Annotated in this window: 11 protein-coding genes and 1 pseudogene; 7 read left to right on the forward strand and 5 right to left on the reverse strand. The window is 40.1% G+C overall.

Annotated features, from left to right (window positions below; genetic code table 11):
- From UC75_RS19545 to phnX, 4 genes are all read left to right on the forward strand, one after another.
- Window positions 1–155: hypothetical protein (locus tag UC75_RS19545; RefSeq protein ID WP_228137194.1), on the forward strand; the 155-nt coding region annotated here is incomplete at its 5' end.
- Between the two features lie 105 nt (window positions 156–260).
- Window positions 261–1,415: a TIGR03364 family FAD-dependent oxidoreductase gene (locus UC75_RS00930; protein ID WP_049836388.1), complete on the forward strand. Its 1,155-nt coding sequence runs from the start codon at window positions 261–263 to the stop codon at window positions 1,413–1,415.
- A gap of 26 nt (window positions 1,416–1,441) precedes the next feature.
- Window positions 1,442–2,629 carry a 2-aminoethylphosphonate--pyruvate transaminase gene (phnW, locus tag UC75_RS00935; protein ID WP_049836389.1) on the forward strand — a complete coding sequence of 396 codons (1,188 nt, stop codon included), beginning with the start codon at window positions 1,442–1,444 and terminating at the stop codon, window positions 2,627–2,629.
- Between the two features lie 36 nt (window positions 2,630–2,665).
- Entirely contained in the window at window positions 2,666–3,481 is an 816-nt protein-coding gene (gene phnX, locus UC75_RS00940; RefSeq protein WP_049836390.1) for a phosphonoacetaldehyde hydrolase, read from the forward strand.
- Between the two features lie 215 nt (window positions 3,482–3,696).
- Here phnX and UC75_RS00945 read toward each other — a convergent pair whose 3' ends face one another.
- The gene (locus tag UC75_RS00945; protein ID WP_049836391.1) at window positions 3,697–4,947 is read right to left on the reverse strand and encodes an MFS transporter; all 1,251 of its coding nucleotides are present in this window, start codon (window positions 4,945–4,947) and stop codon (window positions 3,697–3,699) included.
- A gap of 61 nt (window positions 4,948–5,008) precedes the next feature.
- A complete protein-coding gene (locus UC75_RS00950) occupies window positions 5,009–6,160 on the reverse strand; it encodes an acyl-CoA dehydrogenase family protein (RefSeq protein WP_049836392.1) in 1,152 nt (383 codons plus the stop codon).
- 331 nt (window positions 6,161–6,491) lie between these two features.
- Here UC75_RS00950 and UC75_RS00955 point away from each other — a divergent pair, with 331 nt between their 5' ends.
- Both UC75_RS00955 and UC75_RS00960 read left to right on the forward strand, forming a co-directional pair.
- Window positions 6,492–7,709 carry a CaiB/BaiF CoA transferase family protein gene (locus UC75_RS00955; protein WP_049836393.1) on the forward strand — a complete coding sequence of 406 codons (1,218 nt, stop codon included), beginning with the start codon at window positions 6,492–6,494 and terminating at the stop codon, window positions 7,707–7,709.
- A 187-nt stretch (window positions 7,710–7,896) separates the two neighbouring features.
- A complete protein-coding gene (locus UC75_RS00960; RefSeq protein WP_013198245.1) occupies window positions 7,897–8,742 on the forward strand; it encodes an IclR family transcriptional regulator in 846 nt (281 codons plus the stop codon).
- Between the two features lie 65 nt (window positions 8,743–8,807).
- On the opposite strand, the gene UC75_RS00965 is transcribed toward UC75_RS00960, so the two are convergent.
- A complete protein-coding gene (locus tag UC75_RS00965; protein ID WP_049836394.1) occupies window positions 8,808–9,617 on the reverse strand; it encodes an enoyl-CoA hydratase in 810 nt (269 codons plus the stop codon).
- Window positions 9,618–9,847: 230 nt separating this feature from the next.
- Here UC75_RS00965 and UC75_RS00970 point away from each other — a divergent pair, with 230 nt between their 5' ends.
- Window positions 9,848–10,819, forward strand: a complete 972-nt coding sequence (locus UC75_RS00970; protein ID WP_049836395.1) for an NAD(P)H-dependent flavin oxidoreductase — start codon at window positions 9,848–9,850, stop codon at window positions 10,817–10,819.
- A 59-nt stretch (window positions 10,820–10,878) separates the two neighbouring features.
- Here UC75_RS00970 and UC75_RS00975 read toward each other — a convergent pair whose 3' ends face one another.
- Both UC75_RS00975 and UC75_RS19550 read right to left on the reverse strand, forming a co-directional pair.
- Window positions 10,879–12,051, reverse strand: a complete 1,173-nt coding sequence (locus UC75_RS00975) for an MFS transporter (RefSeq protein ID WP_128825100.1) — start codon at window positions 12,049–12,051, stop codon at window positions 10,879–10,881.
- 64 nt (window positions 12,052–12,115) lie between these two features.
- Window positions 12,116–12,383 (reverse strand): annotated as a pseudogene (locus UC75_RS19550) (IclR family transcriptional regulator); the annotation flags it as partial.

Below are 12,383 nucleotides of genomic sequence, written 5' to 3' on the forward strand. Positions count from 1 at the left end.
CTGTTTTAAATATGGATGATGCAGGCGACACGGTTGCTGCTGTTGCCATGAGTATTTTGATTTTGACCACTTCATGTGTTGTAAAACTCATTCATTGGTTATTTACCCGAAAAATTATGGCAAGAAGTCAGCAGTGGCGTGAAAGCTCTCACTAACTAGCATTTAGCTAAACACAATTTTTATTTAACCGACTGAAACGAAATGCTTTGTTCAACAAGGCAAGGGTTTGTTCATCCTAAATTTCGCAAATTGGAAGTCTTATGAATAACGTACAGTTTGATTTAATTATTGTCGGTGCTGGTATTTTAGGTTTGTCCGCTGCCATACAAGCGCAAGAACAAGGCTTAAAAGTTTGTATATTCGAGAAAAATGCTAAACCAGTGGGGGCAACGCGTCGTAATTTCGGCATGGTCGGAACATCGACCTTAACCCATCCAGAGCAACAGTGGCGAAAGTACGCTCTTGAAACACGTTTTTTTTACGAACGTATTCAAGCTGAAACCGATATTTCATTTGTTCAAAGACAAGGTGTCTATCTCGCCAATACGTCACTTGAATGGCAGGTTTTAAATGAGTTTGCCGAGCATGCAAATAACTACCAAATTCCTGTGCATTTACGAAGTCATGATGAGCTGGTCACCCAATTTTCCTATTTAAACCCCGAGCAGCAGTTTCAAGGCGGTTTGGTTTTTGAAGAAGACTATTCGGTCGAGCCGCATGTGATTGGACAACAACTATTGGCATATGCCGAAAGTAAAGGTGTAGAGATTTATACCAATGCTTGTGTCGTTCAAACTCAATATCAGCATGGAAGCTGTCACGTTCGTTTAGCAAATGGTGAGACTTATCGGACAAATAAAGTTTTGATCTGTCACGGTGAAGTCATCGATGTTTTATATCCAGAACTGCTGCAAAGTTTGAACTTGAAACGTTGTGGTTTGCAAATGGCCCTGACTCAACGGTTCCATCAAAACTTAAATGCATCTCTTTATTCAGGTTTATCCATTTCACGTTATCCAGCTTTTGAAATTTGCCCAAGTCATGCTGAGCTGGTTAAAGCATCGCAACAGGGATTTATTAAAGAGTTCGGCATTCATATTCTGATTAAACAAAACGAATTTGGCGAACTGATTGTGGGCGATAGCCATGAATATCATTCGATTAATGAAGCGCCTCAGTTTGAGCAGCGTGAAGAGATTAATGAGTTTATCCAAGCTTATTGTCACGAAAAATTAGGTCTGACTTTACCTCCAATTCAAAAACGCTGGAATGGTTATTACCTGACCCATGAACATGATTTGGCATGCGTCACTGAAGCTGAAAAAAACATCTTTCTGGTGAGTGCGATTGCAGGTAAAGGCATGACCACAGGGGCCGGATTTATGAAAGAAGTTTTAACACAAAATATTTATTAGTTTGTCATCTGGTTTAAACCAGATTGATGTATATTGAAATTAACGCGAAAGAAATGAGTAACATTATGAACATGCAACCACAACTCGATATGGACTTAGAGAACAAATATTTGCTTCTAACGCCAGGTCCGTTATCAACATCGGCGACAGTACGCCGTGCCATGCAAAAAGACTGGTGTACTTGGGACCAAGAATACAACTCGCTGGTACAAGATATTCGCTCTCGTCTAGTCAACTTAGCAACCAGCCAACCTGAAAAATATACGGCTGTGTTAATGCAAGGCAGTGGAAGTTTTGCTGTGGAGTCTGTGCTTGGGTCAGCTATTCCGCGTGATGGCAAAATCTTGGTTATCAATAACGGCGCATACGGTGCACGTATGGTGCAAATGGCTCGTTGCCTAAATATTGAAGTTGTAGAACTGAACTATTTAGAAACCCAAACACCAGATTTACAAGAGATTGAGCGCGTTTTAGAAGATAAAACCATTAGCCATGTTGCTTGTGTGCACTGTGAAACCACCACAGGTATTTTAAATCCGATTCAAGAGATAGGCCGTTTAGTTAAAGCAGCAGGAAAAATCTGGATTGTGGATGCCATGAGTTCATTTGGTGGTGTGCCTATGGATATTGCTGAGCTTGAAATTGATTTTCTAATTTCAAGTGCAAATAAATGTATTCAAGGTGTTCCGGGCTTTGGCTTTATTTTGGTGAAGCGTGATTGCCTAGAGGCATGTAAAGGTTTAGCTCGTTCAGTCAGCCTCGACTTATACGACCAGTGGAATACCATGGAGCAGCATAATGGTAAATGGCGCTTTACCTCGCCAACCCATGTGGTACGTGCTTTTTATCAAGCCTTACTTGAGCTTGAGGCAGAAGGCGGAGTTGCTGCACGTTATCAACGTTATTTACAAAACCAACAAACCTTATCGCAAGGTATGCAACAACTGGGTTTTGAATTGGTACTCAGTGAAGAGTGCCCACAATCACCCATCATTACCACTTTTCTTTACCCAACAGCCGAAACATTTAGCTTTCAGTCTTTTTATGAAACGCTAAAAAAATCAGGTTATGTAATTTATCCGGGCAAAGTCACGGACCTTAATTGTTTCCGTATTGGCAATATTGGAGAAGTTTATATTCACGACATTGAAGGGCTTCTTGCTGCGATTGCGAGTTACTGCAAAAGCCACCTAAACCAAGCTGTAACAGCATAATTTTTATTAAAACATTTGAATTAAAGGGAATACACCATGACAACCAATAATACACAAATTCAGGCTGTGGTTTTTGACTGGGCTGGTACAACTGTAGATTTTGGCTCACGCGCACCAATTTTGGCTTTTATGGCTTTATTTAAAGACAATAAAATTGAAATTACGGTTGAAGAAGCGCGTGCACCAATGGGGTTAGAAAAACGTGATCATATTGCTGCCGTTTTAAAAATGCCACGTGTAGCAGCGGCATGGCAGGAAGTATATGGTCAGGCGGCAACTGAAGCAGATATTGACCGTTTATATAAAGACTTTATTCCGTATCAGTTAAAATCGATTCCAACATGTTCTGCTTTAATTCCGGGCGCATTGGAAACGTTTGAAAATATTAAAAAGCGTGGTGCAAAAATTGGGAGTAACACCGGTTATGCGTCCATGATGATTGGCCGCTTGGTCAAAGATGCTGCTGATCAGGGTTACCGACCGGACTGTATCGTTACTGCCAGCGACGTGAAATATGGCCGTCCATATCCTGAAATGCTATGGAAAAATCTAATTCAACTCGATGTGTCTGACATTAAAACTGTTGTAAAAGTGGATGATACCGTGGTGGGGATTGATGAAGGTTTAAACGCAGGATGTTGGACGGTAGGGCTTGCAATTAGCGGCAATGAAGTCGGTTTAAGCTATGAAGAGTGGAGCGCGTTATCGGCTGATGAACAGATTGTGCTAAAAGATAAGGCATACCAAAAAATGAATGCGTCGGGGGCTCATTACGTCATTGATAGTGTCGCTGATTTGCCAAATGTACTAGATGATATTGAACGCCGTTTGGGGCAGGGTGAACGACCTTAAACAAAGTTTAGGTCTATATATTTTTAAGCTTAGCTCCCTTGGGAGCTAAGCTTACCTAAAAAATTAAAATGAAGAGTAGATAAACTCTACATATATGGAAATAAGGAGTAACTTTAATGAGTAGATTCCTTATTTCCTGCTAACCATCTAAAACACTTGTTTAAATGATTAGAACTATCAAGCATATAGGCCTATGACCTATGTGATAGATCTTTTTATGACTTTTGAGGGTCATATAGTTTCTCTTTAATGAATAGGGCTGGTATCACACCACAAATCAGATAAGCTGCCCCCATTACGACAAAACCTAAACCAATAGACCCGCCAGAGGCTAAGAAACCAATCGTTGCAGGGGCTAATGCAGCACCTAGGCGTCCGACATTATAAGCACCACCAATGGCTGTACCGCGAATTGCTGTTGCAAAGCTTTCGGTCATATAGGTTGCATTTACGCCATAAGGGATGCCGTAGAGGAAACCAAAGGTGACCAGTAAATATAGAATGTTACTTGGTGAGTTATAAAAAACAATCAGAGGTAGGAAAATAGCAGTACCAATTGCACCAAAGGTATAGGTAAAGCGACGCCCTAATTTATCTGCCATCATGCCCGCAAGAACTTTACCCAAAATCATGGCGGTATATGTACCTACCATATAGGCAGTCATTTCTTTAAACTTCATACCCAGTTCACTTTCAAGGTATGACGGCATCCAATTATTTACGCCATAGTAGCCAAACTGTAAAAAGCCCGCCGTTAACGCCCATAAGATAAACATATTACGGTTTCGTTTATCTTGGAAAATAAGCTTAAATGCCGAGGTTTTTTGAACATTCTGAGCCACAACAGGTTGTTGTAGTCGAGACTTTTGCCATGCTTCTGGTTCTGGTACCAAAATATGCATGAGGACAGCAATAATGACGGGAATAATCGCAACATAAAACAGCATGCGCCAGCCATGATCAGGAATAATCCAACCTGCAAGCAATGTCGCAACAATATAGCCTACAGTCCAGCCAGCTTGTAACGTGCCAAGTACCGTAGTGCGGAAACGTGTTGGTACATATTCGGCCATGAGGGTATTACAGGCAATATAAAGTGAACCCAAACCCAGTGATGCAAAAAATCTTAAAATACCAAATTGAAGAAAGCTCTGAGTAAAACCTAAGCCACAGGTGAGCAGTGAGAAAATTAAAATAGAAATAACAACAATGCGGACGCGACCAAATTTATCGCACGCCCATCCTCCAAAAATGCCTCCAACGGCCATTCCTGCCAATGTAAAACTGCCAAGCATACCTGCTTGTACTGAACTTAATCCAAAATCTGCCTTAATACTATTTAAGCTATAAGACAGCAGCATCAAATCTGCTCCATCTACCAATAGTGCTAGAAATGCAAAAATAAATGCTATTTTCCACGTATGAGGCTGTATACGAGAAAGACCTTCTTTGTAATTTGTAGCCATAATCCATTACCTACATTTGATTGAAAGCACTTCAAGTCGTTTCGAAGTGCTTAAAATTTGATTAAGACGCAGCGCGAATCATGTTTCGGGCAATAATCATTTGTTGAATTTGGGTCGTGCCTTCATAAAGGCGGAACAAACGGACATCGCGATAAAAACGTTCAATGGCATATTCACTGATATAGCCCGCGCCGCCGTGAATCTGTACGCAGCGATCAGCAACACGTCCACACATTTCGGTTGCAAACATTTTTGCGCAGGAAGCTTCAGTGCTGACATTCTGTCCTGCATCGCGTAGGCGTGCAGCGTCTAAGACCATACATTTAGCGGCATAAATTTCGGCTTTTGAGTCAGCAAGCATGGCTTGGATGAGTTGAAATTCCGCAATCGGTTGTCCAAACTGTTTGCGTTCGATGGCGTAATTTAAAGAATCGTCTAGCATTCGGGTTGCTGCTCCGACACTCAAAGCTGCAATATGCAAACGGCCTTTATCCAACACTTTCATAGCAGTTTTAAAACCAACACCTTCAACACCACCAATCAATGCGGAAGTAGGAATGCGACAATTTTCAAAAATGACATCACAGGTATGGGCGCCTTTTTGCCCCATTTTTTTATCGCGTTTGCCAAGAAAAATGCCCGGAGTTTGGCTATCGACAATAAAAGCAGAAATACCACCAGCACCTTTAATATCAAAGTTTGTACGAGCCATGACTGTGAATACACCAGCGTGAGGAGCATTGGTAATAAAGCGTTTAGTACCATTTAAAATGTAAAAGTCACCGTCTTTTACTGCGCTGGTTTTTAAAGAGGCAGCGTCAGAACCCGCATCTGGTTCGGTTAAGCAAAAAGAACTAATCACTTCACCACGTGCTAAACGCGGCAAGAAAAAGGATTTTTGTGCCTCAGTACCATCAATAATCAGGCCACTTGAGCCAATGCCATTATTGGTTCCAATAAGAGAGCGAAAAGCAGGAGAGGTGCGTCCTAACTCAAAAGCTACATAGACCTCTTCTTCCATCGTCAGGCCAAGACCCTCGTACTCTTCAGGAATGGTTAAACCAAATAAGCCGAGAACTTTCATTTGCTCAACAATATCTTGAGGAATTTCATCCGTTTCAGCGACTTCATTCTCATGAGGAATTAATACACCTTCAATAAATTGTCGAATCATATCAACAAGTTGATCTAAGGTTTCCTGATCACGAATCATAGTCTCGTCCTTTTACTACATGCAGAAAACATCAATGTGATGTTCGTAAAATCACCAATATTTGAAGCGATAGTAATCAAAGGATGAACGCAAAACAATATATTTTGAAAATTAATTTCGCAATGCGGTACTTTGTTGTTGGTTTGTCTTTAGCTAATTTATTGATTTATTTAAGCTATATTTTCTTATAAAAAATCATTATTTTTAGTGGAAAATTAAAGTTTGATTTTTAAAAAGACCTGTGTATATTAAAAATATATATCGCTATGCGAAATTTTAAATGGATAAGTTTTCCTATAGGAAATAAGTCACAAAATATAGTGGGAAGAAGATGGGTGCTTTAAATGGAATTCGGGTACTTGACTTAAGTCGGGTATTGGCTGGGCCTTGGTGTGGACAGATTCTTGCCGATTTAGGCGCAGAAGTAATCAAGATTGAACGACCGAAAGTCGGTGACGATACGCGTTCTTGGGGGCCACCTTGGATGAAAGATGACTCAGGCCAAGACACTCAAGAAGCTGCTTATTATCAGTCCACTAACCGTAATAAACTATCTGTTGCCATCGACATTGCCAGTCCTGATGGCCAAGAATTGATTAAAGCCCTCATTCAAGACACCGATGTCGTGATTGAAAACTACAAAGCGGGTTCTTTGAAAAAGTACGGTTTGGACTATGAGTCTTTATCTGAGATTAATCCTAAACTGGTGTATTGCTCAATTACAGGTTTTGGTCAAAATGGCCCAAGAGCAGAAGAGCCGGGTTATGACTTTATTATTCAGGGCATGGGCGGGCTTATGTCAGTCACGGGTGAGCGTGATGATTTGCCGGGTGGAGGCCCTCAAAAAGTAGGGGTCGCATTTTCTGATTTAGCTACAGGACTTTATTCTACGATTGCCATACAGGCTGCTTTACTCAACCGCCATGTGACAGGTTTAGGTCAATACATTGATATGGCTTTGCTTGATGTTCAAATTGCCACAATGGCTAATCAGGGAATGAATTATCTTTCATCGGGTAATATCCCTAAACGCTATGGCAACGCACATGCCAATATTGTGCCTTATCAAGTGTTCAAAGCTTCTGACCGTGATTTCATTATTGCATGTGGAAATGACACTCAGTTTATTCAACTCTGTAGAAGTATAGGTTTACCCGATTTACCAAATGATGTGCGTTTTGCCCGAAATGCAGATCGAATTAAGCATCGCGATGAAATTATCGGAATTTTACAAACTCACTTTTTAACAAAAACAGCAGATGAATGGGTAGATGCGATTTATGCAGCTAAAGTTCCCGTTGGTGTGATTAATAACTTGGAACAAGCTTTTCAAGAGCCTCAAGTGATTGCCAGAGAAATGTTAGTCGAGATGAACCATCCTCAACGTGAAAAGTTGAAGGTAATTGGCTCACCAATCAAACTTTCTAGAACGCCAGTTGAATACAAAACAGCTCCTCCGTTGTTGGGTGAACATACGCAGGTGGTTTTAGGTCGAGTGGTTTCTTCAGACAAGTTAGTCGAGCTCAAAGAAAAGGGCGTAATTGGGTAATTGATTTAAAAAGCGGAAGGTTAAAATTATATTTAAAATCAGAAAATAAAATATTTAATCTTTCGCTTTAATGAGTTAAATGAGGTTATCTTTTAGATGCAGACTCGGATGTTTGCTCTTTTGCTATTTATAGAAAAAATAGATTATAATTTTCGCAGTGCGAAACAAAATATGGATTGGTATGACAATGAATGATGCAGTTGATGCAGAACCGACAGAAAAATTATTAGCGCCATTAAGGCATGAATTATTACATCCGATTGAAGACATGCAGGATGAAAATGATCGCCAATTTATTACTGCATTAGCACGTGGTTTAGAGCTATTACGTTGTTTTACGCCTAAGCATCAGCATTTGGGCAACCAAGAACTTGCTCAAATGACAGGTTTGCCAAAACCAACCATTACTCGCCTTACACATACCTTGTCGCGTTTGGGTTATATCAAACAAGTACCTAACTCAAGCAAATTCCAGCTTTCAGTGGGTGTTCTTGCGTTTGGTTATTCCATGTTGTCTAACGTATCGATTCGCTCTATTGCTCATCCATATATGAAAAATTTGGCAGACTATGCGGGTGCTGCTGTTGCAATGGCAACACGTGATCGACTGAATATGATTTACCTTGATGTGGTACAAGGTAAAGGCAATATGACCATGCGCCGTCAAGTCGGAACTTATTTACCGATTCATTTAAGTTCGATGGGACGTGCCTGTTTAGCTGCAATGCCTGAAGATGAACGAGAGTTTTTACTTGATGCCATTCGTAGCAAGCACAAAGAAGACTGGATCAAAATTAACCGCGATCTAGACAAAGCGTTTAAAGACTACCAAGATTTTGGATACTGTTTTTCAATCGGCGAATGGCATAAAGATGTCAATTCAGTTGCAGTTCCACTGATTCATGAACAACATGGTTTGCTGGTGTTCAACTGTGGCGGCCCAAGCTTTATTATGAACCGTGAGAAACTCGAAGAAGATATTGCACCGCGTCTTTTACACATGGTGAATAATATTCGTACCGAGATTAGCTAAACCAATCTGATTTACTTATAAGAGCCAGCTTTGTTTTTCAATGCTGGCTTTTTAGTGGGCGAATTTTAGATTGTTTGGCTGTGAAAGTTTGGTTTCCGTTTTTCTTTGAAAGCACTTAATGCTTCTTTAAACTCGGAACCCTGTAAACAGTGTGAGAAAATAGTCGACTCATGATCAATACGATTGAGTAGATCATCAATAGGCATATCTCTTAGCAACTTTTTACTGAGCTGTAAGGCTTGGCTTGGTTTATGAGCGAGTTTAATTGCCACATCTTCAACCACCTGATCTAGCATAGTTGCTTCAAATATTTCATTTACCAGACCATAATTCTTTGCCTGGTCTGCCGAAAACTTTTCACCCAGTAAAATAATTTCCGAAGCTCGAGCAAAGCCCAATAATCTTGGCAAGATGTAGCTTGAACCCGCTTCAGGTACAAGCCCCAAATTCACAAAGGGGAATTGGAAAATAGAGCCTTGGCTTGCATACACAAGGTCACAATGTAGAAGCATAGTACTACCAATACCAATTGCCACACCATTTACTTTAGCAATAATCGGTTTTGGAAACGTTGCTAAGCTTTTTAAGAAAACAATCGAAGCGGGTGGTTCTGAACTTGATGCGTCGCGTTTTTCAAATGCGTTTACATCATTACCACTGGTAAACGAAGAACCTTCACCAGCAAGCACAACGACATGAACATCTTGATTAGTTGCAGCTTGATCTAATGCTCGACTTAGGGACGTATACATTTCATAGTTAATTGCATTCTTTTTAGTGGGATTGCTCATGGTGAGCGTTAATATATGTTTATCTAAACACTCATGGATTGTGCCTGTTTTTAGTTCATTTTGAGTTTTATTGTCCTGCTGCATCATTCATTCCTTTAAATAAATTTCCGTCTAAAATTTAAACTGTTTTAAATGATGCTATCGGAAAATAATTCCGTTATCAATTATTTTGTTTTATATTGTGGTATAAGATTTTGTATTGTGAAATTTTCACCTTAAATCACTTTAAATGATGACAGGATTTATGCGTAAATAAGCATCTAGCTCTGCTAAGGAAATGAGAAGCTAGCTATAGAACAGTGAGTGGAAATAATATGAAGACCAAAATTACAGAACTATTTGAAATCGAGCATCCTATTATTCAAGGTGGTATGCATTATGTCGGTTTTGCAGAGCTTGCTGCTGCGGTTTCTAACGCGGGTGGGTTAGGCATTATTACTGGCTTAACTCAGCGTACACCTGAAAATCTGGCAAAAGAAATTGCACGTTGCCGAGAAATGACCGACAAGCCTTTTGGGGTAAATTTAACCTTTTTACCTACGGTAAATACCCCTGATTATCCGGGTTTTGTAGAGGCAATTATTAAAGGTGGCGTAAAGATTGTAGAAACAGCGGGGCGTAATCCTGAACAAGTCATGCCGTATTTAAAGGCTGCTGGCATTAAAGTAATTCACAAATGTACTTCGGTTCGACATAGCTTAAAAGCGCAACAAATTGGGTGCGATGCGGTTTCTGTAGATGGTTTCGAGTGTGGTGGGCACCCCGGTGAGGATGACGTGCCAAATATGATTTTATTGCCGTTAGCAGCCGATGCATTAGAAATCCCGTTTGTTGCTTCAGGTGGAATGGCAGATGGACGCTCACTTGCTGCGGCTTTAGCAATGGGAGCAGATGGAGTTAACATGGGAACGCGCTTTATTGCAACTCAGGAAGCTCCTGTACATGCAAATGTGAAACAGGCGATTTTGAATGCAACCGAAAGAGATACGCGGTTAATTATGCGGGCTTTACGAAACACAGAACGTGTCATGAATAATGCTGCTGTAGAAAAAATCGTAGCAAAAGAAAAAGCGCTAGGCGATAACATTAAATTTGAAGATATTATTGAAGAAGTGGCTGGCGTTTATCCAAAAGTCATGATTGATGGCGATGTTAATGCAGGTGCATGGTCATGCGGTTTAGTCGCAAGTTTGATTCATGATATTCCGACATGCGATGCACTGGTTAGCCGAATTGTTAAAGATGCAGAAGATATTATTCGTGGTAGATTATTAGGGCTTTTATAGGATTTATCCTAGCCCCTATAATTAACTATTAGCGTGGTTTATTAAGATCAGCACAAGTTTTAACTGTGCTGATTTTTTGCATCCCTCACACAATAATAAAGACATAAAACGGCAAAAATTAAGCCTAAAACACAGACACCTGACCATCCGAAGTGTTTCCAAGCGTAGCTTCCCGCCGTTGTGCCTAAAGCTCCACCCGCAAAGTAACCAGTCATATAAATCGCATTAAACCGTGAGCGTAATTCTTGATTAAGTTTAAATACAATACTTTGGTTGGTGACATGTACAGCAGAAAGAGAAGCGTAGAGAATGAGTAAGGCAATAATATAAAAAGCAAAATGGTAGGGTAAAAGTGAAAAAAGAATCCAACTTACAATAAGCCCGAGGCCACAAAAAATCGAAATTTTATGGATATAGCCTTGATCAATAAATTTACCTGAAAAATTGGCAACGAAAGTTCCTAACACTCCAACAAAACTGAAAAGCCCAATGGTAAAGTCACTAAAAAAGTAGGGCGCTGGAGCCAGAAGCAACGACATGGTGGTAAAGGTTAAACTCACACAAGCAAATGTAAAACCACCAATATAAGTTCTGGTTCTTAACCGTCGATTCTGAATAAAAATCTGTGGTAAAGAGCGAATCGTTTTTGCATAGTTTTCAGATTTAGTCGGTGGGAATAACCCGATATTACGATACAAAATAAACGCAATAACAAGTAATAGAAAACCACTGACCAGATAAATAATATTCCATGCAAAAAGCGTAGACATCAGCCCAGAAAGGGAACGGGCGAGTAAAACACCCATCATTAGTCCGCTCAGTAAAAAGCCGACCACACGGCCGCTTTGTTGAATCGGAACCAGACTTGCAGCAAGGGGTAATAACAGTTGAGCTGAACTTGAAAATAGACCAGTAATGACGGTGCCAAGTAGTAAAAGATAAATATTGTGCGAAAAACCGCTAATAATTAATCCACTTGAAGCCAATAACATAAAGATAAATAGTAGCTTGCGCTTTTCTAGTATGTCTCCCAACGGCATTAAAAAAAGCAAGCCACATGCGTAGGTGATTTGGGCTAGAGTTGGCACCCACGCTGTAGTCGTTTCAGTTAAATTTAGGCTTACACTAATTGAATGAATAAGTGGCTGACTAAAATAATTTCCACCTGTACAAATGCCTGCTGCAATTGCCATTAAAATAATGGTTGGTGTATAGAGTGCGTTTTTCATCATGCCTATAGTCATAATGAAAGTGGAACTTTAATCAACACAACCATGACTGTTTTAAGTATGGTTATTAGTGCGTTTCATTCAAGGCATCTTCAATATTGTGCACCATGTGGATTAAACGTGGTCCAATTTCACCTTCAAGTTTTTCTGGATTTAAATGAAAACTTGGCGCACCACAGTTAAAAACATAAAGACCATGTTTGGAGCTGACCAAAGGTACAGCCACCGAGTTCACTTCTTTATGCCATTCGCCTAAAGACAAACAATATCCATAATCTTGATAATCACGGAAAGCTCGTTCTAAAGAGCGTTTTATGGCTGGCCAGTTTTCGGGG

The organism is Acinetobacter sp. V2, from assembly GCF_001188385.1.
GTDB classification, from domain to species: domain Bacteria; phylum Pseudomonadota; class Gammaproteobacteria; order Pseudomonadales; family Moraxellaceae; genus Acinetobacter; species Acinetobacter oleivorans.